This is a genomic window from Levilactobacillus sp. HBUAS70063 (genome assembly GCF_038374745.1).
In the GTDB taxonomy this organism is placed as follows: domain Bacteria; phylum Bacillota; class Bacilli; order Lactobacillales; family Lactobacillaceae; genus Levilactobacillus.
This window is the reverse complement of sequence record NZ_JBANSM010000009.1, coordinates 49,904-71,727: the sequence shown is the minus strand read 5'-3', so window position 1 is coordinate 71,727 and position 21,824 is coordinate 49,904. Positions and strand designations below refer to the sequence as shown.

The following is a 21,824-nucleotide window of genomic DNA, read 5'->3' as shown; positions in this document are numbered from 1 at the left end:
TTATTTTCACCGGGGATCGCGCGCCCGGTTCGCTAGTCAATGCTCGAGATGGTGACGTTCTTCGCATCGAATTCCGTCAGGGTTTCCTTCAGAATAATCCGGGGATCGTCGTAGCGAATCCCGGGTAGCGCACTGCTGACGTAGTTACCGGTCAATTTGCCCGCTGCGACTTCCGGTTGAATCAGCACGTTCTGCCCATCGCTTGTGGTCAGGGTCACACTTTTCCCCGCCGTTAACCGGTCCACTAATGGTAAAATTGGCATTTTTTGCATCATTCCGATCACCCTCCTATACTAATTTCCACTTTCATTTTAACACGTTCACCACTGGAGTCTGTGCTTGCCGGCTCGGCAAATTTGCCACGTCGCTGGTGTCGGCTTAACTAGCTTTCCTCGAGCATACGGTAGTGGTCATCCGGACTTAAGCCAAACGCCCCGCATTGTTAAGTGTCGTGGCGCAACCATTTCTTTAAGGATCGCGATGCTGGTAATGCTGGCCGCCTTACCGTTCGCGAAATATGAGCTGGAACGCGATGGGCAGGACCGAGCCTGAGAATCGGTCTCGGCTCTCACTTGGAACCGACCAAGACCGGCGTTTCCAAGACGCCATTTTCTAAGTAGCCCACTTAGAAAATCCCATGACTGAGCTCATATTTCGCTTCACTCACGGCTCCGGTAGTGGTTAGCCATCAGTAACTGTTGCTTGCCGTCCGCACAGGTCGTCGTTTGCCAAACTGCCGGAGGAGGCCAGGAATGGAGCCAGCCGTAACGACCCAGTTAGCTGGCGTTCTGGGCCAGGTTACTGGGTGGGACGACTTGGGAGACGCGCGGGCTTGGCGTAGCTTCCAAGCGAGCCGGAAGCCCGTCCTTTGGCTGCAGGCGGTCCCCACAGCAGGCGGAATTTCTGGCAGCCGCAGGCAACTGGCAACGGCGAACGGCATGGCGACCCCCGAGGCAAAAAAACACGGCAATTCCATTGCGGGTGCAATGCATTACCGTGTCAGTTCCTTCCATATTAAGTGGTTCTAGCGTTGAACTTCATTTTTCACACTACGCCTTGACCGGTTGGGGCCGCGTGAAGCGCATCCCCACCAGATAGATTACCGCCGTAATGGCCATGGCGAAGAAGGTCGCTCCCACCGTCGTCGCAATCACCGGCACCTGCTTCAAGCCCCAGTAAGCAACCACGCCCAGGCCCCAGCTGGCGACCGCAATCCAGTTGATGCCGTGCGCATACCAGTAGGCGCCGTGAACCTTGGTGAATTCACTCAGCCGGTACTGCTTGCCCTTCAGGAAGAAGTAGTCCACCAGGAAGATGGCAATCTCCGGCCCCAGGAACATGCCGATACCATCCAGGAAGGTTTCGAAGACGTCCAGGAAGCTTGCCAGATAAACCGGGATAAACGTCACCGCTGTGGCTGCCAGCGTCACAATCCACAGACTGACGTTGAGCGACAAGCGATGCGTCATGTTGGTCAGCGCCGAGCCGGCCGACATCAAGTTAACCGCATTGGCCGTGGTACTGGTCAGCACGATGACCAGTAGCGCGATGATACCCAGCCCTAATTTAGCAGCGACGGTACTCGGGTCGGAGTTGTTCGGGTCGAAATGGTTCAGCGAGACCGCCGTCCCAATCGTGGCAAATAACCCGATGAAAGCGAACCAGAACAACCCGAAGTTAGCCCCCAGAAAACTGGCTTTTGTGGCCGCGGACTTCTTATTCGTGAAGCGACTGAAGTCCGAAGCGGCCGTCACCCAAGCCAGGTTGAAGGCGGCCAGCGTGTCGGCAGCGACCCCCGAGGACATCCGCAAGTTGTGCGGCGGTTGCCAGCCGACGATGTCGCTAAAGGATACCGTCCGGAAGACGACCACGGATTCCCACAGCACGAAGACCACGACCAGGATAATCCCAATCCGTTCAATCAACCGCACGGACCGTTCGCCCAGCGAAATACTCAATAAATGCAGGACACTCATAATCACAATGCCGACAATCAAGCCGAAGGCGCCACCGGGCTTGCCGTAAAGGGGCCAACCGAACAATTCGCCAAAGATGTAGCTAATCGACGTGGCCGCAATGAAGGTGTTGACGGCCGCCCAACCGATGAACTGAATCACATTAATCACCGAGGGAATGAAGCTCCCCCGCAGGCCAAACGACGCGCGGGTCAGCGCCATGGCGGGAAGGCCCGTGCGGTAACCCATGTAACTCGCCACCGCGAGCAAGGCGTAAGAGATCAGCCCTACCACGACTAAGGTGGTCGATGCGGTCAGGAAGCCACAGGCGGCAATCACCCCACCGATATACCAAGTACCGTTGTTGGCGTTTGCGCCGATCCACGTGGCAAACAGGTCCCAATTTGACATGTGCCGATTCTCTCGGGGAATCGACTCCACTCTACCGAATGATTTGGACGTCTTTGTTGCGGTTGCTTTAATCTCTTGTGCCATACGTTCTCACCTTTCCCTTGTTGGATGATCTGAACCGTCTTGACTGCTCTCTCTTATTCAATTGCTTCTGGTCGCGACACCTGCCCAGTATCGCGGCCTATGTAAGACAGAGGCGCTAGCGTCCCTGCCACGGCGGCCAGCCTGAAGCCCAACCGCCAGTTATCTCGCTTAAAAAATCTACAGAATCTCGCCGACAAATTCACCGGCCGGCAACGCCTTGAAGTCGTAGGACTTGAGGTCGTCAACGTTCTTGGTGTACCAGTGCATGCTCTCCGTTATCATCAGGTTAACGGCCTCATCCTTTTCCTGCAGGGCGATGATGGGCTTGTTACTCATCGTGGCCACGCCCAACTCGTAGGCCGTCCCGGAATCCAGGTTCTTGGCCTCAAAGTCAATCACCGTGACAATCACATCGGCAGCCGCAATCTGATCCATATCGCGGTGGAAGATTTCCGTGGCCCACGGCTTCGTGAATTGTTCGTTGGCCGCATCTTGATGGAGCCGTGGTGAGTAGAAATCCTTGACCGTTGGGTTGGCCTCTAAGGCGGCCTCCACCCGTTTTACCCGGTCAACCTGCTCGGGACTAAAGAACGGACTCGCAACGTAAATCTGTGACATAACAAAATTCCTCCATCGATTCGATTTCAACCCTCTCGGCATGAAAAAAGCGGCCGAATCCCGCAGGAATTCCGGCCGCTAGGTTCACCCGTGCCTAGACGCACGACTGACTTCTACCGTACCTTTATTAGCCTCACGGGACTAAATTAAAAGGACTTATTTGGTTGTTGTAAGTATTATACGGGCAGCCGGGACATCCGTCAAACCTAAAAACTTCTCCCAGCTTGCTAGTCAAACGGTAAACCGCCCGTCACGACGGCGATAAAAACTTTCTAAACAAACTTATTTTTCCCATCGGTTGTCAGGCTTTAGCCAACTTGCTACACTTAATTCATCAGGAGAGGAGTTTTTTGACTTGATGTCAACCGAAAATCACCATTTACCCCAGCGGATTAAGCTGATCTGGCGGATCAGTGCCCTGGGGAGTCTCGTTGTCTTTGGAGCCGTCACCGGCCTCATCTGGCTGGCTTACAGCTACTGGGATTGGCCGTTCTGGCTGGTCGTCGTCTTCGGCGCATTGACGATTATCGAATTCATCGTCGAAGTCGCTCTCGTTCCCTACCGTTACCGCTTTACCCGCTATCAGATTTCAGAAACGGCGGTCGAAATGCAATCCGGCATGATCTTTAAAAAGCGGGTCGCCATCCCCATCGCACGGGTGCAAAACGTGACCCTAAACGCCGGGCCCCTGTTGCAAGGCCAGAAGCTCACCAAGGTTTCGGTCGCCACGGCGTCCACCAATCACGGCATCGAGGGCTTGGAGCTAAACGAGGCCGAAGCATTGCGCGACCAAATCATGCAGCTCGCGCGGGAGGCCCGCCATGACCAAGCCTAAACGCACCCATCCACTGGGCCTATTTCTCCACATGGCTCATGCCATCAAGGATTACTGGTACCTGTTAATTTTACTGATTTCACTCTACAATCAGCCCGTCTGGTTCATCCTCGGCTGGGTCCTGGTCATCGGGGCCATTCTCGTCTGGCCCATCGTCCGTTGGGTCACGCTGAGCTATCGCGTGACGCCCGAAGCCGTGGAAATCAACTCCGGGGTCCTCGTGCGGCACCACGAACACATCCCCTACGCGCGGATTCAAACGGTCCAGCGTAAGCAGTGGTTCTTCCTGGCCCCGTTTAAGCTAGAAGAGGTGACCATTGAAACGGCGAGTCACGACGATAACAAGCCCGAGGCCCGTCTCGCCGCGGTCCCCACCTCACTAGCCGGTGAGATCGATCGTTATCGGCAAGGTGCGCCGGCGCCGACCGAAGTGGCTCCCGCGGTGGGTGAGGAAACGACCAATACCTTTGCTACTGAGGAACCAGCCTCAACCGGTCAGGCCACCGCGCACTACCGCATCAACAACCGAACGCTCTTCAAGTTTGCCGTCACGTCTACCGGGTTCATCCCCTTACTGTTGATCCTCCTGGCCCTCTACAACAAGATCCCCCGCAGTTGGACCGACACGCTAATCAACGACGCCACCCACTTGGCCCTAATTATCCTCGTCATCGGGGCGCTCGTCGTGGTCCTAATTGCCTGGGTTGGCGCCTTTCTATGGACCTACCTGCGCTACTACCACTTTGACGTGACACTACAGGGCGACCAGCTTAAGACGGCCAAGGGTTTCTTCCAGCGCAACACGATTACGGCGCCGCTCAGACGGATTCAGGCCATCCGGATTAAGCAAAATATCTTCCGCCAGTGGCTGCACATTCAAACGGTTCAGGTGTTGCTGGCCTCCAAGGCCGCCTCGGACGACGATGACGACGATCTGGTCATCCTTCCCGCGGTTCCGCAAGCCCAGCTCTACGACGTTGCCCCGAACTTTCTCGGCTGGTTGCCCAACCACATGCCGGACCTCGGCGCCCTCAACGTGGCCGACCGGCACAAGTGGTATCTGGTGCGCAACGCCCTGTTGGTCGCCATTATCCCGGTGGCCATTGCCACGTGGCTGTGGCCCCACTGGTGGTGGCTATTCGCATTGGTTCTCATTCTGGCCTACTTCCAAGGCCTGTTTGCGGCCCGGCAAACGGGCGGCCAGCTACTGACCCCCACCATGCTAGCGCTCCAAACCGGCCACGTGTGGACCAAGGAAACCTACTACGTGCCCGCCGACATGATTCAATCCATGCGGCTGGAACGTTCGGTCTGGATGCGGCGCAAGCAGTTAATGCACCTCGTCGTTAACGTCCGCCACGGCAATAAGAATCAAAGTATCGAGCTTCGCTATCTTCAAGCCAAGCAGGCCCAGCGGATTTATGATTGGTACGTCCGCACCGTTTGAAAGGAGTCCTGACCATGTCCACCCCACGTGTCTTCAAGATGAGCTTCGCCAAGATTTACCCACTTTACGTCCAAAAGGCTGAGCGGAAAGGCCGCACCGAGGCCGAAGTCGAAACCATTATCACTTGGCTAACTGGTTACGATCACGATGCACTCCATCATCAATTGGATCAGCAAGTTGACTGCGCCACCTTTATGACCGCCGCCCCTGACTTCAATGCTAAGGCCAACCAAATTACGGGTGTCGTCTGCGGTGTGCGGGTTGAGGATGTCGCCGATCCCACGATGCAACGCCTACGTTATCTCGACAAATTAATCGATGAATTGGCCAAAGGCAAGCCACTAGAGAAGATTCTGCGATCCTAATACTCACAGTCGATCAAAAACGGACAGCCCCAGCACTTACTGCTGAGACTGTCCGTTTTTGATCGACAACCCATTCCCCAATGGCTTGCCGCTCCCCTTGGTGCCGCGCACTTCCCCAAGCCGCTAGTCACCGCTTAAATCAATTTGAATCCTACTCTCTAGCCTTGTTTACGTTCACGCCACTGGTGCCACTGTTCGCCCAATCGCGGCCGCCACAGCCAGGCGTAGCCAAATAGTGCCGACAGCACGAAGGCAACGATTGCTGAGACGCCATCAACCGCTGACCAGCTGAATATCAGGGTCATGTAGAGGACGAAGACGATGTATACCGGAACCCGCAACCGCGGGAACAATAAGTACTCACCGTTGTGTTCCAGTGAAAGGTGTTGATACAGAGCCGCTCCCCAGACGAATAAGACCAAGGCGGCGATGAGCCAGACAATTAAGCCAACCCACATCGCCTGATCGCCAGTCAATTTGAACAGCCCTCTAGTTAAGATAGTATCACCAATTCCGGAAAAACCTGCTAAAGAAATTGTAAAACCTGCGACCGTGATCACCAATGGCCCCGATTGTCCCACGATGATTGACGCAAACCAGGTGATGGCAAATAATCCCAGCGACATGATGGCGCCGACCAGCCATGAGGTCAGAACCCCCGGCCAGGCAATGGTCCACGTGTAACCGTGCGGCGTCCCCCACCAAAAGATGAGATAATCTACGGCCGTGGCCACCACGTTGAGTAGTAACAGGACACTCCAGGTGACCTTGAGTTTGGACCAGTAAATCCGCTTGCGGCTGTACCCGCTGCTAAACAGGAATTGGTTGAAATGATCGCGTAAATCCAGGTGCATGACCACGAGTCCACTCAGCCAGGCCGCTAGCAACAACCACATCGAATATGCCGAGAAGTAAGTCCCATTGTAGGGCCGCCACTGTTTGATGAGACCAACGTTAACCATCTGATGCGTCCCATGATCCGCCACCACAGTGTGGAGGGCCACAAACGAGCCAATCAGCATGCCCAGCAGCGTCAGTAAAGCGATAGCAAATAGAATCCGCCGGTGACGTTGCCACATTAATTGATCAATCTTTTGTCTAAACATTCGCTATTCTCCTCCCTACTTAATCATCTGGTAGCCGGTATCGTGCGCGAGGTTGGCCCGGAAGAGGTCCTCAAGCGTCAGCGGCAACTCTTCGAATAAGACGGGATGGAGCGCCTTTAATTTCTGATCGACGGCCGGCGTGTAGTCGGAAATCACGACCACGAGGACCCGTCCGGAGACGCGAATGAGCTGACTCTGTTGCTTAATCACGTCCGGAATCACCTTGTCATTTAAGACCAACTGAATCTTCTTGGCCCGGGCCCGAATGTCTTCCAGATTGTAATCGTGGGCCAACCGACTGTCCTTTAATAGGAGTACCCGGTCGCTTAAGCCATCGAGTTCATTCAAGTCGTGCGAGGAGATCAGGAAGCCCTTCTGCTGGTCGGCTACCTCGTCAATCACCATCGTGGCAATGTTTTCTCGCACAATCACGTCCAGCCCATCGAAGGGTTCATCCAAGATGATGTAGGTTGCATTCGACGTCAGCGCCAAGATGAGGTTGACCAGGGCCCGCATCCCCTTTGACAAACGGCGATACTGGCTGTTCGCGTCCAGCTTGAACTGCTGAAGCAACGCCGTGTACCGTTGCTCGTCGAATCGGGAATACACCGCCCCAAAGAAGCGGGGGAGTTCCCACAGCCGATAGGTGCTGAGAAAGTTGTATTGCGTATCAATGAAGAATAGTTGCTGCTGCCGTTGCGGTACCTGTTGAATCGCCTCACCGTCGATCGAGACCTGACCCGCCTCGGCAATATAATGGTTCATCATCGTCCGAAATAGCGTGGTCTTACCCACCCCATTTCGACCGACCAAGCCGATGATTTCTCCGGGCGCCCATTCAAAATTAATGTCCTGAATGATTTGCCGGTCGTTAATTTGTTTGCTTAAACCCGTTACCTGTAGTGTCATTTCTCTACCCCCTCATATGCCGCTCTGATCCAATCGACCACTTCGTCCAATGGTACGCCGAGGTACCGAATCTCCGTCAATAACGTGAGAAGCTGCTTTTTCGAGGCAATCACCTGAGCCGAATCGCCGGCTGGTGGCGTTGTCTCACGGACGTAAGTGCCCTTCCCGTGGACCGTGGTAATGACTTGCTGGGCTTCCAACTGCTTGTAGGCCTTGCTGACCGTGTTCGGATTAAGTTGTTCCTGCCGGGCCATTTCTCTAACCGACGGCAACCGGTCGCCCGGCCGCAAGATACCCTGAACGATCTGTTGTTTAACGCGTAGAACCAGCTGCTCGTAGTAAGGCAGGCCGGATTGATCGCTAACTTGCATGTTCTTCACCCCTTGGTTTGGCTCCGTGTTCTGTGTGTACTATTATACCTAGTACAGTTGGAAAGGCAACCCCCAGTGGGCAAATTTATTTATTTTTAACCAGCACATTAGCCATCTCCGACTGCCCCCAACGACACCGTTAAAAACCGCTAAACAGGATTACCAAAGCCACATTCAGACTTTCCTCTCGCCCAACCGCGGCAATCATCTCTGTCACCGGTCACCCTTCTTAGGTGGAAAAAAAGACTAGCCAAGCCTGAGCTCCACTAGTCTTACACTTTAATTCTATTTAATTATCCGCAGAAGTCCCCGCTACCATCGCCGGTGGCTCAGCGCTCGGCTAAAACTAGTACCATCGTGCAACTCATCGCGTTAATATTAGTCTTTTACAATTTCGTAGTGGAAAACGGCCGCCTTACCGTTCGCCAAATAGGGGTTGGATCGCGGTGGGCGGACCGGACCGAGCCTGAGAAGCGGTCTCGGCCTCGCTTTGAGCCGACAGCCCACGTCTCAAAGACGCCAGTTTCCTAAGCGGTATGACCCGTGCCGCTAAGGGAACTCCCACGGCTGAACCCCTATTTGGCTCACTCACGGCTGCGAGAGTGCTGGCCAATAACCAGCGGCTTAGCACTAGGTAGCGATTAATTTGTCGACTAACCCCGCTGTTGCTGGCAAGCACTATCTTGCCGGAGATCGCCAGGGGTGGAGCCAGCTGTGTCGACGGTGTTAGCTGAGGTTTTTTCTCAGCTTACAGCGTGGGGCGACTTGGGAGACTTGCGGGTTGGGCAAGGCTTCCAAGCGAACCGGAAGCCCGCTTCCCAGGCTGAAGGTGTCCCCCATAGCAGGCGGAACCCCTGGCAGGCGTAGGCTCCTGGCTTCACCAATTTAGTGGACAGAACTGCTGTCACGGGAATCAGCGCGTTTATTCTACTCTCAATCTTTAGCCAATAGTTCCGAACTTGGCGAACGGCAAGGCGGCTAGCTAACTTACATTTGTGACGTGTCAGTCGCTCGCGGTTGGTCGTGGCGCACGACCAGTTGGTTGAAGAACTTGGCCCGGGCCATGTCGTAGTACGGTTGAACGAATAAGCTGGCCAGGCCAAACGTGATGAAGGACAGGAAGAACCAGCCAATATAACTCAGGTCCATGATGAAGAGAAAGCTCTTATAGCCGTTCATCATTTCCCGCGACTTGGTGATGGCTTGAAGCGGCGAGAGTTGTTCGCCTCGATCGACCGCATCCCGGTACAGGAAGAAGGCCTGGGAATACGAATAAGCCTTGATGATTCCCGGCACCACCAGCAGTAAACTCCACAGGACCGTGAAGACACTAATCAAGATGCCGATGAACAGCCAGCCCAGGAAGTAACGGCCGTTATCGAACAACTTGAAACTCCGTTGAATGGGATTGTCTAACTCGGCACTGCCCCGGTCAATGTCGATCATCGTCAGCCGGGTCCCCGCCCGGAGCATTTGGCCGGCAATTATCAGCAACCAGCCGAACGAAAAGACGTTGGTCTTAAGGCCCAAGCCGCCGTTGTTCACCGTTTCCGTAAAGACGTTCATACTCCGTTCGTAGACCATGCCGCCAATCCAATTCAGGGCAATCCACAGAATGGACAGCAGAATGAAAAAGCTTAGGTGGTCCAGAATCTGGCGTTTAGCCCCCAATTTAAAATTAATCCGATCTTGTGAATCCATGTCAAACTCCTCCTCTAATCGTGTCTACCCATGATTGTTTCATTGTACCATAGTTGCCCCGAACGGCGTGATTCACCCCAGCCTTTAAAAAGCCTTAAAATTCATAGTATCTTCACAATTCTCTAATACTTCCATTGAAAACGCCTCCTATAATTAATAAACAGGTACGATTGATAGCGCAAACAACGCCTATTTCATCGTATCAATACTTAGAGAAAGTGGTGTCATTTTGATAAAACATAGACGCTTTGGTTGGCTGATTGGGGCAGCCTTCGTCGTCCTCGCATTAACTGGCTGTGCCCAGTCTACTAAGGCTGATCCGCCTAAGCAACCGCAACGGGTGAAGGATTCGGCGATCCTTTCAACCGCCAAGATTAAGAACAACATCGGTAGTGACCTGGTCTCAACATTAAAGGATCAACAGGCCGCCACCACGTCCAGTCTCAAGGCTAAACTGAATTCCGGCAAATATACCGCGGACAATATGTACGTTCAGCTTAACCCATACGGCACCTCGCCCCTTTCGGCGATTGCGCTGTTCCAGACGGACGATGCCGTCAAAGTGAGTTACACAGTGGTCGGCAAGACCGATAAGACGTCGGTCACGAACACCATCGCTGGTTATTCGACCAAACACAGCTTGCCAATCGTGGGCCTGTACGCCGACGACAACAATACGGTCAAGGTTCATTTGACCACGAAAGCCGGCAAGGTCATCACGAAAACACTTAACATTCAGACCAAGGCGTTAGCCAAGAACCTCGCCCATCTGAAATTAAGTGTCACTAAAAATGATAAATCCAAGATGAAGTTGGGTAATAATCAGATGACCTTCTTGATTCGCTCCACGCAACGGCCATTCGCGGTCGATGCCGACGGGGCCGTTCGGTGGTACTCCGATAATTACGCGCAACACATCTACAAGCAACTCAGCAATGGTCACATTATTCTGATGAACAAGAAGGATAATTCCCACATGGTCTACAACGATCTGATTGAGACCGACTACCTGGGCCGCGTTTATAAACAATATCACATTAGCAATAAGACCAAGAGTACCGAGAACATCAAGGCCACGGCCAAGTCCGAGAACAAACAGGAAACTACGGTTATTCACCACGATGTGATTGAATTGCCGAACCACAACCTGCTGGCGACCGTGTCCGATGGGAGTAAATACGTAGAAGACACCATCGTTGAGCTTTCCCATAAGACGGGGAAGGTCGTGAAGGTGCTCGATATGAAGCGTATTTTACCTAAGAACATGTGGAAGAAGTATGATTCCTCCACGCGGAGCGATGGCAAAGTCGACTGGCTGCATAACAACGCCCTGTACTACGACAAGTCGGACAAGAGCCTGGTCATTTCCAGCCGGCACCAAGATCTGGTGATGAAGATGGATTACAAGACCGGGAACATCAAGTGGCTCTTCTCCGGGAAAAAGGCCAAGGACTGGCCTAAAGCTTACCGGCCATTCGTCCTGAAGGTCGCTAAGGGCACGACGATTACCGGTGGTCAACATGCCGCTTACCTCTTGGCCGATCACGATGGTAACGCCAATACCAAGGACCTTCTGCTCTACGACAACAACTATGCCGTAACCAACGGGGATAAGCAGACCAGTGGCAAATATTCCCAGGCCGTCCAATACACGCTGAACGAAAAACATATGACGATTAAGCAAAATTGGGCTTACGGGAAGTCCCTGGGCAAGGCCAACTTCACCGACCGAATCGGGAATAGTCAGCGTCTCGACAATGGCAATCACCTAGTTGATTTCGGCTACCTCAACGCCAAGAACGGAACCGGTAGCAACATTATCGAAGTGGCCGGCGACCAGCCCGTTTTCAACCTCCACGTCGATAATATTCCAGATAAGGGCTACGTTTACCGGGCCTACCGGCAACCGCTGTTCCCTAGCAACTACACATTTAACCTTGATTAAGTAACTGAACTAACTGGCCACGACCACCTCTGTCGTGGCGTACGGACACCTACCGAAGCGTTGGCTTTGGTGGGTGTTTTTTATCGGCAGCCTTACTTTTCTTCTGACGATGCGCTCTACATTTTTTTCAAGTATCACTTTCAAGCTAGTCAACTTGAGCTTGAAATCCATCTTAATTCATCCAATCTGACCAACAATCAGAATATAAAACAAACTATAATGCGTCAAAACTAGAAGGACGGTGACAAGACTTACGACAAGCTTCATACCGGGCTTGAGCGGCTTCCGGAAAGTACTTAGTAGTGAATTTACGCTTTCCATTAGCCTTCTTAACTTGGGACACAGAGCCGCGCTTGAGCTCATTGTTAATAGTTTGCGGACACACACCAATTTCAGCGGCAATTTTGCGATTCGAAAGTCCCAAATGATGGAGCACATCAATTTTTCCGCGTTCCATCTCAGTTAAATGGTGATCTTTAATATGTGGTGTGGTAAGTGTTCTTACATCAAGACGAAAACCTCTTTCATTGTTTGTCTAGGAACTCCAATGATACCGAAAATTTCCGTCTTGGTGTTTTTATTTTGTCATTTTTTCAAAGTGGCTAAGTTGATTTTACAACGCGCGATATTAAATCAACATGGTCTAGACGTTGTTTTTGTTTCTAAAACATATAATTAGATGGCGATATTGATAGGCAGCTAACAATATAGTAATCTATAAAATAGATATGTCTTGAAAGGAATGAATGTCATAATGCATACAGTAGGCGTATACATTTGTTCAAAATCAAATCAGCAGTAAGCATTATTCAGCTACAATGGGAAAAAGTTGTATGAATAGATTTCAACCGATCAATTAGTTTATTTACAGTCTATTGATACTGAATAACTCAACTAGAAAGATAATGAGGTAATAATATGTCAGAAAATATGGCCAAAGAATTAAATAGGCTTTTACGAGAAATTTTAATTGACGAACAACGTTATTTTACTGAACACGTGAAGCAAGCTAATCTCACCAGTCAACAAGCGCGGACAATTGGGTATATCGATAAACATCCTGGCGCAATTCAACGCGATGTTGCTGATGCATTTAAACGCCGCGGTGCTAGCATTTCTAACATGTTGAAAAATCTAGAACGTGATGGTTATATTGAAAGAAAACGATCACCTACTAATGACCGAGCAAAGGTGTTATATATTACGGAAAAAGGTAAACAAGTTATCACTGAAGTGGATGACATTTTTAAAACTATTGAAGAGAAGCTCGTAGAGAATATGGATGATTTAGAAGTTAGCAAGTTGCTCACATTACTAAAAAAAATAAAATTTACTGATTAAACTCAAAAAGAGGCCTTCATAGGCCTCTTTTTTTATATACGACAGTTGACAATTAGATATCTAAGAGTTAGCATTCTTATTATTCACAAAACCAGCACTTATTGAAAGAGGTGTAAAAATGCAACTTACATTAAAAATAAAAAAATTAGGATTTAAAGGACGACTGAATCGCGCGAAATTTTGGCAACTTGTCTCGGCTAATTATGGATTGGCCTTAATATTTTTAATCCTATTAGCGTTACAGGCTGGTTATAGTTGGTCAGCTATCTTTGCCATACAATTACCTACGTTAAGGCTGACCGGTCGCGTGATTTTTATGATCGCCTGGTGTGGACTCTTAGGGGCTAAGATTAGACGATTAAACGATCTTAAGCTGTCTCATTGGCTGATTGGATTGGACTTCATTCCTGTAGTAGGTGCCCTTGTTTTTACCATATTTGGGTGCTTACCTTCTAAAAAATAATAATTTTAAGTCGTTATTAAGAACAATTAACTACAAAATCAAAATGTAGAAAGTTGGTATTATCATGAAAAAAACATTAATTAAAAATATTCACTTATTTAAGGACGGCCAAAATACAGCCTTGACGGATCTCGTTATTGATGACAAGAAAATTGCTGTAACTAATCGCCAAGATGATCATTACGATGATATTGTTGATGGTCAATATGGTTATCTGATTCCAGGATTAATTGATGCACATACCCATACTAGTCAAGATGGATTAGCTACTTCACTGAAATTTGGTGTTACCACTGAATTAGAAATGATGGGACGAGCTAATTCGCGTAAACATACAGATGCAGATCAACTGATGGCAGATGTTCGTTCCGCCGGAATGGGGGTCACAGCCAAAGGTGGTCATCCTAGTGAATTACAAAAAGGTGCTGGTATCCCAGCCAGCGTTCTAAAAGAGATGGCTGCAATGACTGAATCAGAACGTAATGCCTTTATCGAAGCTCATAAAAAAGCTCAGGGGAAAAATGGCAACATTGAAACGCCAGAAGATGCCCGGCATTTTGTCGATGCACAGATTAAAAATGGTGCTAATTATGTTAAAATCATGCTTGATGATGGTCGTTATGAAAATGCAGCGCCTTTACCAGTTTTACCGCGTGAAGTTTTACAAGCTGCTGTCGATGAAGGACACCGTCAAAACAAGTTAGTTATTGCCCATGCTTTGTCACAAGATTTTGCCCTGGAAGCAGTCGAATTGGGTGTCGATGGCTTAGCACACTTGTTTTTAGAACGTGATGAAAAGACGCAGCAATTTTGGATGCAATTGCGCAAAACCACGTTTTTGTCACACCATGTTTAAGTTTAAATGCTTCATTGACGGGAAATTTACCAACCAATTTGCTTAAAGATCAACGTGTCATGTCAAAACTGGCACCTGAATGGCAAGAAAACCTAGCGAGAACTTTCGGTACAGCTACCAATATGGACTTTCAAGCATCACTGCTTAATGTAAAAGAATTGCATAACCGTGGCGTTGCTATTCTGGCAGGAACTGATGTATCGCAACCAGCACCTAACTTAGGTGGACTAGCACATGGTGCCAGCCTTCATCATGAATTACAATTGCTGACACAAGCTGGCTTAACTAACACTGAAGCTTTGTTAGCAGCAACTAAGACGCCAGCTGATTACTTTGCGACTGATCGTGGGACTATAGCTAGTGGCAAGCGAGCTGATCTTGTTTTATTGAAGAATGATCCACTTGAAGATATTCAGGCTACCTTAGACATTCAACAAATCTGGATTGCGGGAAAAGCAGTCATGTCAATCTAATGTAGTTTTATGAATGTTGTTATCCAAACGTTTTCTCAATAATCATATAAACCACATAGTATTAGCTTTACTGTTATCATCCAACAACGTGCTTGATATTGATAAAGATACTATTTGAAATAGATAAGCATCAACAAATAGTTATACCGAATTAAAGAAGATGCCAAGCTCAATCAACAACTCGGCCGTGCTGTTTGGCAATTACGCAACGATATGGGCCTCTCAGTAAAAGACTTTGCCACAAAAATTGGTCAAACTGAGCGAGAAGTTATCGCCATGGAAGATGGTAGTAAAGAACTGACCGTCAAAGAATTGGCTCAAATCGCAGAAAAGACACAACGGAAAATCAATTCCCAGTTTTCGTAAACACGGTGAATTCAATCAACGCAAAACCCTTCCCTAAACGTTAAGTCAAGAACCGATAGTCCCCATAAGATTGGCGAGTAAGCCTAATCTTATGGGGATTGTTCATTTTTCCATGAACCCCGCCCATCGAACGCCGTCACTCCAAAATTTTCGGCAAAAATCCCCCACCAACTGAACCAGTCGCAAGCCCATCACCACACCATCTATATGATGTATAAACCACTTCTGACATAAAATATTAACTTGCACGCAACCAGAACGGCTTGCTACAATGAATGGGAATACCTTATCACTGGAATTTAGACAAAGGGAGTTACATAGCTATGAAGAAGTTTTGGAAAATCACGATTGGCGTGCTACTCGCGCTCATCGTGGTCGGTGGCGCTGCGGCCTATCACGAGCGTCACAACATTCGCCGCTACCTGCTGGTCCACCAGCACTACGCCAAGAAGGATATTCTGACGACCAATCAGATTAAGTTAAACATCCGCCCGGCCCTGTCGACCGCCAACACCACGGCCACCAACCGGCTGAGTAAGACCTACCGGCACGACCTCAAGCAGGTCAAGCCCGGTTCGACCCATGCGAAGGTCATCGTGAATCCCTACAAGACCTCCCCGCTGACTGGCCTCATCCTGGTTAAGACCCAGGTGGCCACGAAGGTCACCCTGACCGTTCACGGCGACACGCCCGCCACGACCATCACCAAGCATCTCAAGGGTTATCGCACCCAACACGCGGTCGGTGTCCTGGGGCTCTACGCCGACCGGACCAACCGCGTCACGTTAACCTTTGCCCGTAAGAACGGGACGACCACCCGGACAACCTACACGCTCAAGACTGGCGCGGCCCCCAAGGCCATCGGGAAAAACACACTCAAGACCAGTAAGCCCAAGCAGATGGCGCTGGGAACCGGCAATACTCGGTTGACCTTTGCCGTCAGCAGTCTCGGCTACACCTATGGTCTGGATGCCCGTGGACAGGTTCGCTGGTACTCGACCAAACCCATTTCCCACGTCTTCAAGCAGTTGGCCAACAACCACCTGCTGATTAACACCAAGATTAAGACCAGCGATTCCAAGTCTAACGCCCTGCAGGAAACCGACTTCTACGGTCGCGTGTACCACCAGTACAACATGAACGGCCTCTTCCCATCGAGAACCGATCCGTCCAAATTGGCCAACAACACCGTGATTCACCACGACGCCATCGAGTTGCCGAACCACAACCTCCTGCTTACCGTGGACGACGGAAGTAAGAAGTTTGTCGAAGATACCATGATTGAAATCGACCGCAACTCTGGAAAGATTAAGAAGGTCATTGACCTCAAACGAATCCTTCCCAAGTCGGCCTATGAGAAATACGATGGCACCCACCGTTCCGACGGCAAGATTGACTGGTTCCACCAGAACTCCATGTACTACAATCGCAAGAATGGCGATCTGATCATTTCCGGGCGTAATCAGGATATGATGTTGGCCATTAATTACAAGACCACCAAGCTCAAGTGGATTCTGGCAGCTCCTCAGAAGCTACCACAGCGTTACCACAAGTACCTGTTGAAGCCAACGACCAAGCACTACCGCTACAACGGCGGTCAACACGCGGTCATGTTGATTAACACCCAGAAGAATACCGGCGATAAGATTGAGCTGGAATTCTACGACAACAACGTTCCGGTCACGCGGGGCAAGACCAAGCAGTCCAAGCAGTGGTCGGCCGGCGAGATCGTCTCGATCAACCAGCTCAAGAAGACCGTCACCAAGACCTGGAGCTTTGGGCGCACGCTAGGTAAACGCAATTTCACGAACATTGTCGGCAGCAGCTACGCCGTGGGCAAGGGCAACACGCTGATTGGCTTTGGCTACGCGGATAGCAGCAAGCGTAGCGAGTTCGTCGAAGTCAACCGCAAGACCAACCGTATCGTCTTCGATGTCGACCGGACCGGCTTCAAATCCGGCGATTGGAGCTACCGGGCGCAACGGATGACGCTCTATCCCGGTTCGGCTAACCTGAATTTACAAGACATTCAGGAAAAGTAAGCCGCTCTAACTAGACATCAAAAAGGAACCAGATTGACCAGCTTTTGCCGGTTAGTCTGGTTCCTTTAGCTTGTCCAGAACTTTTCGCTTCCGACTACTCATCAATTGATGAACGATCGGCGAAAATGTTCGCTAATTACCACTGGAGCTACTCTGGCCGGGCATCCCGCTAGGTTTCCCGGACGGCCGATTCTTCAGGCCGCCGGGGGCCTTCTTCATCTGGGTGGTCTGGGCCGATTTGGCCTGTTGTTGCCCTAACATGTAGCCCGTGCCCCCGCCACCCGCAAAGAGTATGAGGCCCGCAACGACTAAGGCTAGCCACCGTTTGGGTTCTAAACGACTTGGTTTCATCACGTTACCATCCTTTCGTCTGATCAGCTTTAATTGCCTAAAGAGCAGTGTACCGGTCTTTCCTTAACCGTGGCTAAATTTCGTGGAAAACTTTACTTGTGTTTTCTAGGGGCATTCGGTAATATATGAACTATAGATTGACATGTATTAAATAAAGTTCGGAAATGGGGATTATCCCGATGCGAAATGTCTACTTTAACCACGATGGCGGCGTTGATGATTTAGTTTCCCTGTTGTTGCTGCTCCAAATGCCCGATGTCCACCTCACCGGCGTTGGCGTGATCGGCGCGGATTGTTACTTGGAACCCGCATTGGCGGCCAGCCGTAAAATTATCGACCGCTTCGGCCACGGCACCCAGCTTGATGTGGCGGCCTCCGACTCCCGCGGTGTGCATCCCTTTCCCAAGGAATGGCGGCTGGACGCCTTTAGCTTAGACGCCCTGCCGATTCTCAACGAAGCCGGGACGGTGACCACCCCCGTGGCGACGCGCCCCGCACACCTGGACCTCATCGACAAGATCCAACGGACGCCGGGCCAGACCACGCTGGTCATGACCGGCCCACTGACCGACCTCGCCCGCGCACTAGCGGTCGATCCCACCATCACGGCCAAGATCGACCGCCTTTACTGGATGGGCGGCACCTTCGACGGCCGCGGCAACGTGGCGGAACCCGAACAAGACGGTACCACCGAGTGGAATGCCTTCTGGGACCCCGACGCCGTCAAGACCGTCTGGGACAGCTCAATTCCCATCCAAATGGTTGGCTTGGAGAGCACGCGACAAGTGCCGTTGACCCCGGCCATTCGCCAACACTGGGCGACGTTGCGTCAGCATCCTGCCTTGGATTTCATCGGTCAGGGTTACGCGTTAGTCCCAGCCCTACAACATTTCGAGACCAACTCGACCTATTTTCTGTGGGACGTATTGACCACGGTGGCCAGTGAGACGCCGGGCATCGTGACGACCCGTGAGCTACGCAGTGACGTCCTCGTTAGCGGTCCCGGCCGTGGCCGCACCTTCGAGACGCCGGACGGCCGCCCGATAACGTTGGTGACTCACGTGGACCACGATGGCTTCTTTAACCGTGTGGATGAACTGGCCAAATTGGCGGATAAATAGGCTATACTGGGAGTAGTGACCCGCCACGGCTTACCGGCGGCGCATTCGCTATTAGGTCATCCCTAAAATTCGGCGCGTAAGGAGAGATCAGTCATGCTCCCGATTACCATCGGCATCGCTATCGGTATCATTGTATCCTTTCAAACTGCCGTCAACTCGCGGTTACGGCACTTTATCGGCTCACCATATCAGGCGTCATTCGTCTCGTTTACGGTGGGGACGGTATTTCTCGCTGTCATGACCCTAATCGACCAGCACACGTTGCTGGTCGCCCCCCACGTCCTGGTCACACAACCGTGGTGGATCTGGATCGGCGGGCTACTGGGCGTCATCTTCCTAACGGCCAACATCCTGCTGTTCCCGCACATTGGCGCCGTCCAGACCGCCATCATGCCGATTCTGGGGCAAGTGGTGATGGGGTCAATTATCGATAACTTTGGCTGGTTTCACGCCAATCGTCAACCTTTGACGCTGATTAAATTAACCGGACTCCTGCTCGCTCTGCTAGGGATTCTCATCACGGTGGCCCTCCCGGAAATCCTCCGACGGCGGCAACATCGCCAGCTCGCCACCGAATCCACGGCGGGCAATCCGCTAGTGTGGCGCTTAATCGGGGTCTTTACTGGGGCTTTGGGGGCTACGCAGACCACCATCAATGGACGACTCGGCCTGGTCCTCCACTCGGCCGTTCATGCCGCCTTCATTTCCTTTCTGATTGGCACCATCGGTCTGTTCGTCATCGTTTTGGTGGTCAATCGCGGCTTCCGCGAGATTGGCCGGGCAACCGGCCATGGTAAGCCGTGGTGGCTGTGGATTGGCGGCATGCTCGGGGCCATCTTCGTTCTGGGGAACGCCTACCTGGCCCCCATCATCGGGACCGGCCAGACGGTGGTCTTCGCCCTGCTGGGACAGATTACCGGGGGGCTACTGGTCGACCAATTTGGTTTGCTCGGCGCCCGCCGCAAACCGGTGGTGCCGGTCCAGCTGTTTGGCCTTCTCGTCTTGATTATCGGTGTAGTGATGATTCGCCTCTTTTAGGCAAACGTAGGCCAAAAGGTGGCTAGAGCGCAAGGATTAACGCAGACCGCTTAAATGGCTAACAATAGCCCACTTCGGCATCAGATGTCCCGCCTCATACCGTGAGACTCTAATTCTACTTTGATTTTCATCTTTACCGGCGCAAGTTGGCCCTAGCAACCGACCTGCGCCTTTTCTTTTCGCTCTGCTCGTCTATCAGGTTCTGGCCGACTATCCCGGTTACACCGCTATTCTCTACACAATCGCATAAAAAAGGACGCCCAACAGCAGCGTCCTCAATCATTATTTCGTTTATTCGTACAGCGCAGCCACCTTGGCCTGCACCTGTTCGTGTTCCAAGAATTCATCATACGTGGTGTCCGCCCGGTCAACAATCCCGTTCGGACTAACTTCGATAATTCGATTGGCAATTGTCTGGATGAACTCGTGGTCGTGCGAGGTAAAGAGGATGCTCCCGCTGAACCCGACCAGACTATCGTTCAGCGCCGTGATGGATTCCAGATCCAAGTGGTTCGTGGGATCGTCTAACAACAGCACGTTAGCCTTGCTCAGCATCATCTTGGAGAGCATCGCGCGGACCTTTTCGCCCCCGGACATGACGTCAACTTCACGGTTAACGTCATCGCCGGAGAACAGCATCTTCCCTAAGAAGCCCCGCAGGAAGGTATTGTCGCTTTCTTCCTTGGACGCGAATTGCCGTAGCCAGTCGATCACCGTCAACTCATTGTTGGCAAAGTAATCGTTGACGTTCTTAGGCAGGTAGGTTGTGCTGGTCGTTTGGCCCCAGGTCACGGTCCCGCTGTCCGGTTCCATTTCGCCGGCAATGATCTGCATCAAGACCGTGGTCGTCAGGTCATTGCGACTGATAAACGCTGTCTTCTCATCGGGACGCAGCGTGAAGCTCACGTCGTTTAGAATCGTCACGCCATCGATGGTCTTGGATACATGCTCGACTCGCACCAGGTCGTTGCCCAATTCCCGTTCCGGATTGAACTTGATGAACGGGTATTTCCGTGACGAGGGCTTGATGTCGTCTAACGTAATCTTTTCCAACTGCTTCTTCCGAGAAGTGGCCTGCTTGGACTTCGAGGCGTTGGCACTGAACCGCGCCACGAATTCTTGCAGCTGCTTGATCTGGTCGGCCTTCTTGGCGTTGGCATTGGCCTTCAATTGGGCGGCCAGTTCGCTAGATTCCATCCAGAAGTCGTAGTTGCCGACGAACAGCGTAATCTTACCAAAGTCCACATCACACATGTGGGTGCAGACCTGGTTCAAGAAATGCCGGTCATGGGAGACCACGATGACGGTGTTTTCGTAGTCGGCCAAGAAGTTTTCCAACCAACTGATGGATTGCACGTCCAGCCCGTTGGTCGGTTCGTCCAACAGTAAGACGTCGGGGTGACCGAAGAGCGCTTGGCCCAGCAAGACCTTCACCTTTTGTGGTTCGGTCAGTTCGCTCATCTTGACTTGGTGAAGCGACTCGTCGATGCCTAAGGCTTGGAGCATTTGGCTAGCTTCGGCCTCGGCCTCCCAGCCCCCCATTTCGCCAAATTCGGCTTCAAGTTCAGCGGCACGAATCCCATCGGCGTCGCTGAAGTCGGCCTTCATGTAGATGGCGTTCTTCTCGGTCATGATATCGTACAGCTGCTTGTGTCCCTGAATGACCGTGTTCAAGACCAGTTCGTCCTCGAAGGCAAAGTGGTCTTGGTTCAGGCTGGACATCCGTTCGTTGGGGCCCATAGAAACGGTCCCGGTCGTCGGCTTGAGCTTGTTTTCGATAATCTTGAGAAAAGTTGACTTACCAGCGCCGTTAGCGCCAATGACCCCATAGCAATTCCCCGGGGTGAACTTGAGATTGACTTCGTCGTAGAGCTTCCGGTCGGAGAACTGCATACTGACATTATTGACGGTTAACATTGAACGATACCTCCTGGATTTTTGCATAAAAAACCAACGTGTCATTTAACGGCAACGTTGGTTTCCACGCATATTCGTTGTGTTATGTTGGCCTAGTCTACCATAAATA

Annotated in this window: 21 protein-coding genes and 1 pseudogene; 12 read left to right on the top strand and 10 right to left on the bottom strand. The window is 51.4% G+C overall.

Features of this window, described 5'->3' with window-relative positions; genetic code table 11:
• Nucleotides 1–32 precede the first annotated feature (32 nt).
• The 3 genes from V8I28_RS12190 to V8I28_RS12180 all read right to left on the bottom strand — a co-directional run bounded on the left by V8I28_RS12190 (nucleotide 33) and on the right by V8I28_RS12180 (nucleotide 3,068).
• Nucleotides 33–275, bottom strand: a complete 243-nt coding sequence (locus tag V8I28_RS12190) for a hypothetical protein (protein ID WP_341780367.1) — start codon at nucleotides 273–275, stop codon at nucleotides 33–35.
• Nucleotides 276–1,049: 774 nt separating this feature from the next.
• A complete protein-coding gene (locus V8I28_RS12185) occupies nucleotides 1,050–2,450 on the bottom strand; it encodes a cytosine permease (RefSeq protein WP_341780366.1) in 1,401 nt (466 codons plus the stop codon).
• A 177-nt stretch (nucleotides 2,451–2,627) separates the two neighbouring features.
• Nucleotides 2,628–3,068 (bottom strand): nucleoside 2-deoxyribosyltransferase, encoded by a 441-nt coding sequence (locus V8I28_RS12180; protein ID WP_341780365.1) that lies wholly within the window; start codon nucleotides 3,066–3,068, stop codon nucleotides 2,628–2,630.
• Nucleotides 3,069–3,426: 358 nt separating this feature from the next.
• On the opposite strand from V8I28_RS12180, the gene V8I28_RS12175 reads away from it, so the two are divergent.
• From V8I28_RS12175 to V8I28_RS12165, 3 genes are read left to right on the top strand one after another with little or no spacing between them, the layout of a single operon-like run.
• Entirely contained in the window at nucleotides 3,427–3,903 is a 477-nt protein-coding gene (locus V8I28_RS12175; protein ID WP_341780364.1) for a PH domain-containing protein, read from the top strand.
• Entirely contained in the window at nucleotides 3,890–5,350 is a 1,461-nt protein-coding gene (locus tag V8I28_RS12170) for a PH domain-containing protein (protein ID WP_341780363.1), read from the top strand. Before V8I28_RS12175 ends, V8I28_RS12170 begins: the two co-directional genes overlap by 14 nt.
• Before the next feature lie 14 nt (nucleotides 5,351–5,364).
• Nucleotides 5,365–5,715 (top strand): DUF2200 domain-containing protein, encoded by a 351-nt coding sequence (locus tag V8I28_RS12165; protein ID WP_341780362.1) that lies wholly within the window; start codon nucleotides 5,365–5,367, stop codon nucleotides 5,713–5,715.
• A gap of 158 nt (nucleotides 5,716–5,873) precedes the next feature.
• Here V8I28_RS12165 and V8I28_RS12160 read toward each other — a convergent pair whose 3' ends face one another.
• From V8I28_RS12160 to V8I28_RS12145, 4 genes are all read right to left on the bottom strand, one after another.
• Nucleotides 5,874–6,821 carry an ABC transporter permease gene (locus tag V8I28_RS12160; protein ID WP_341780361.1) on the bottom strand — a complete coding sequence of 316 codons (948 nt, stop codon included), beginning with the start codon at nucleotides 6,819–6,821 and terminating at the stop codon, nucleotides 5,874–5,876.
• A 15-nt stretch (nucleotides 6,822–6,836) separates the two neighbouring features.
• Nucleotides 6,837–7,730, bottom strand: a complete 894-nt coding sequence (locus V8I28_RS12155) for an ABC transporter ATP-binding protein (protein WP_341780360.1) — start codon at nucleotides 7,728–7,730, stop codon at nucleotides 6,837–6,839.
• Nucleotides 7,727–8,101 carry a GntR family transcriptional regulator gene (locus tag V8I28_RS12150; RefSeq protein WP_341780359.1) on the bottom strand — a complete coding sequence of 125 codons (375 nt, stop codon included), beginning with the start codon at nucleotides 8,099–8,101 and terminating at the stop codon, nucleotides 7,727–7,729. Before V8I28_RS12150 ends, V8I28_RS12155 begins: the two co-directional genes overlap by 4 nt.
• 987 nt (nucleotides 8,102–9,088) lie before the next feature.
• Nucleotides 9,089–9,802 (bottom strand): DUF975 family protein, encoded by a 714-nt coding sequence (locus V8I28_RS12145; protein WP_341780358.1) that lies wholly within the window; start codon nucleotides 9,800–9,802, stop codon nucleotides 9,089–9,091.
• Nucleotides 9,803–10,031: 229 nt separating this feature from the next.
• Between V8I28_RS12145 and V8I28_RS12140 the strand changes: the two genes are divergently transcribed.
• Entirely contained in the window at nucleotides 10,032–11,747 is a 1,716-nt protein-coding gene (locus V8I28_RS12140; RefSeq protein WP_341780357.1) for an aryl-sulfate sulfotransferase, read from the top strand.
• Nucleotides 11,748–11,970: 223 nt separating this feature from the next.
• On the opposite strand, the pseudogene V8I28_RS12135 reads toward V8I28_RS12140, so the two are convergent.
• Nucleotides 11,971–12,275 (bottom strand): annotated as a pseudogene (locus V8I28_RS12135) (helix-turn-helix domain-containing protein); the annotation flags it as partial.
• A 390-nt stretch (nucleotides 12,276–12,665) separates the two neighbouring features.
• On the opposite strand from V8I28_RS12135, the gene V8I28_RS12130 reads away from it, so the two are divergent.
• From V8I28_RS12130 to V8I28_RS12105, 6 genes are all read left to right on the top strand, one after another.
• Nucleotides 12,666–13,088 carry a MarR family winged helix-turn-helix transcriptional regulator gene (locus tag V8I28_RS12130; RefSeq protein ID WP_341780356.1) on the top strand — a complete coding sequence of 141 codons (423 nt, stop codon included), beginning with the start codon at nucleotides 12,666–12,668 and terminating at the stop codon, nucleotides 13,086–13,088.
• A 118-nt stretch (nucleotides 13,089–13,206) separates the two neighbouring features.
• Nucleotides 13,207–13,551, top strand: coding sequence for a DUF805 domain-containing protein (locus V8I28_RS12125; protein WP_341780355.1), 345 nt, complete (start codon nucleotides 13,207–13,209; stop codon nucleotides 13,549–13,551).
• A gap of 64 nt (nucleotides 13,552–13,615) precedes the next feature.
• On the top strand, nucleotides 13,616–14,407 hold the full coding sequence (locus V8I28_RS12120; RefSeq protein ID WP_341780354.1) for an amidohydrolase family protein: 792 nt from the start codon (nucleotides 13,616–13,618) through the stop codon (nucleotides 14,405–14,407).
• Nucleotides 14,362–14,880, top strand: coding sequence for an amidohydrolase family protein (locus tag V8I28_RS12115; protein WP_341780353.1), 519 nt, complete (start codon nucleotides 14,362–14,364; stop codon nucleotides 14,878–14,880). Before V8I28_RS12120 ends, V8I28_RS12115 begins: the two co-directional genes overlap by 46 nt.
• Nucleotides 14,881–15,030: 150 nt before the next feature.
• Nucleotides 15,031–15,246 carry a helix-turn-helix domain-containing protein gene (locus V8I28_RS12110; RefSeq protein ID WP_341780373.1) on the top strand — a complete coding sequence of 72 codons (216 nt, stop codon included), beginning with the start codon at nucleotides 15,031–15,033 and terminating at the stop codon, nucleotides 15,244–15,246.
• 323 nt (nucleotides 15,247–15,569) lie between these two features.
• Nucleotides 15,570–17,288, top strand: coding sequence for an aryl-sulfate sulfotransferase (locus tag V8I28_RS12105; RefSeq protein WP_341780352.1), 1,719 nt, complete (start codon nucleotides 15,570–15,572; stop codon nucleotides 17,286–17,288).
• A 132-nt stretch (nucleotides 17,289–17,420) separates the two neighbouring features.
• Here the strand turns inward: V8I28_RS12105 and V8I28_RS12100 are convergent, their stop codons facing one another.
• Nucleotides 17,421–17,639, bottom strand: coding sequence for a hypothetical protein (locus V8I28_RS12100; protein WP_341780351.1), 219 nt, complete (start codon nucleotides 17,637–17,639; stop codon nucleotides 17,421–17,423).
• Between the two features lie 179 nt (nucleotides 17,640–17,818).
• Here V8I28_RS12100 and V8I28_RS12095 point away from each other — a divergent pair, with 179 nt between their 5' ends.
• Together V8I28_RS12095 and V8I28_RS12090 are read left to right on the top strand one after the other, a co-directional pair.
• A complete protein-coding gene (locus V8I28_RS12095) occupies nucleotides 17,819–18,760 on the top strand; it encodes a nucleoside hydrolase (RefSeq protein ID WP_341780350.1) in 942 nt (313 codons plus the stop codon).
• Between the two features lie 93 nt (nucleotides 18,761–18,853).
• Nucleotides 18,854–19,798, top strand: coding sequence for a DMT family transporter (locus V8I28_RS12090; RefSeq protein WP_341780348.1), 945 nt, complete (start codon nucleotides 18,854–18,856; stop codon nucleotides 19,796–19,798).
• A 291-nt stretch (nucleotides 19,799–20,089) separates the two neighbouring features.
• Here the strand turns inward: V8I28_RS12090 and V8I28_RS12085 are convergent, their stop codons facing one another.
• The gene (locus V8I28_RS12085; RefSeq protein WP_341780347.1) at nucleotides 20,090–21,715 is read right to left on the bottom strand and encodes an ABC-F family ATP-binding cassette domain-containing protein; all 1,626 of its coding nucleotides are present in this window, start codon (nucleotides 21,713–21,715) and stop codon (nucleotides 20,090–20,092) included.
• Between the last annotated feature and the right edge of the window lie 109 nt (nucleotides 21,716–21,824).

What these genes read in the sequence shown, in the direction of transcription:
- V8I28_RS12190 (WP_341780367.1), bottom strand. Translation starts at nt 275, where the DNA reads ATGATGCAAAAAATGCCAATTTTACCATTAGTGGACCGGTTAACGGCG.
- V8I28_RS12185 (WP_341780366.1), bottom strand. Translation starts at nt 2,450, where the DNA reads ATGGCACAAGAGATTAAAGCAACCGCAACAAAGACGTCCAAATCATTC.
- V8I28_RS12180 (WP_341780365.1), bottom strand. Translation starts at nt 3,068, where the DNA reads ATGTCACAGATTTACGTTGCGAGTCCGTTCTTTAGTCCCGAGCAGGTT.
- V8I28_RS12175 (WP_341780364.1), top strand. Translation starts at nt 3,427, where the DNA reads ATGTCAACCGAAAATCACCATTTACCCCAGCGGATTAAGCTGATCTGG.
- V8I28_RS12170 (WP_341780363.1), top strand. Translation starts at nt 3,890, where the DNA reads ATGACCAAGCCTAAACGCACCCATCCACTGGGCCTATTTCTCCACATG.
- V8I28_RS12165 (WP_341780362.1), top strand. Translation starts at nt 5,365, where the DNA reads ATGTCCACCCCACGTGTCTTCAAGATGAGCTTCGCCAAGATTTACCCA.
- V8I28_RS12160 (WP_341780361.1), bottom strand. Translation starts at nt 6,821, where the DNA reads ATGTTTAGACAAAAGATTGATCAATTAATGTGGCAACGTCACCGGCGG.
- V8I28_RS12155 (WP_341780360.1), bottom strand. Translation starts at nt 7,730, where the DNA reads ATGACACTACAGGTAACGGGTTTAAGCAAACAAATTAACGACCGGCAA.
- V8I28_RS12150 (WP_341780359.1), bottom strand. Translation starts at nt 8,101, where the DNA reads ATGCAAGTTAGCGATCAATCCGGCCTGCCTTACTACGAGCAGCTGGTT.
- V8I28_RS12145 (WP_341780358.1), bottom strand. Translation starts at nt 9,802, where the DNA reads ATGGATTCACAAGATCGGATTAATTTTAAATTGGGGGCTAAACGCCAG.
- V8I28_RS12130 (WP_341780356.1), top strand. Translation starts at nt 12,666, where the DNA reads ATGTCAGAAAATATGGCCAAAGAATTAAATAGGCTTTTACGAGAAATT.
- V8I28_RS12125 (WP_341780355.1), top strand. Translation starts at nt 13,207, where the DNA reads ATGCAACTTACATTAAAAATAAAAAAATTAGGATTTAAAGGACGACTG.
- V8I28_RS12120 (WP_341780354.1), top strand. Translation starts at nt 13,616, where the DNA reads ATGAAAAAAACATTAATTAAAAATATTCACTTATTTAAGGACGGCCAA.
- V8I28_RS12105 (WP_341780352.1), top strand. Translation starts at nt 15,570, where the DNA reads ATGAAGAAGTTTTGGAAAATCACGATTGGCGTGCTACTCGCGCTCATC.
- V8I28_RS12100 (WP_341780351.1), bottom strand. Translation starts at nt 17,639, where the DNA reads ATGAAACCAAGTCGTTTAGAACCCAAACGGTGGCTAGCCTTAGTCGTT.
- V8I28_RS12095 (WP_341780350.1), top strand. Translation starts at nt 17,819, where the DNA reads ATGCGAAATGTCTACTTTAACCACGATGGCGGCGTTGATGATTTAGTT.
- V8I28_RS12090 (WP_341780348.1), top strand. Translation starts at nt 18,854, where the DNA reads ATGCTCCCGATTACCATCGGCATCGCTATCGGTATCATTGTATCCTTT.
- V8I28_RS12085 (WP_341780347.1), bottom strand. Translation starts at nt 21,715, where the DNA reads ATGTTAACCGTCAATAATGTCAGTATGCAGTTCTCCGACCGGAAGCTC.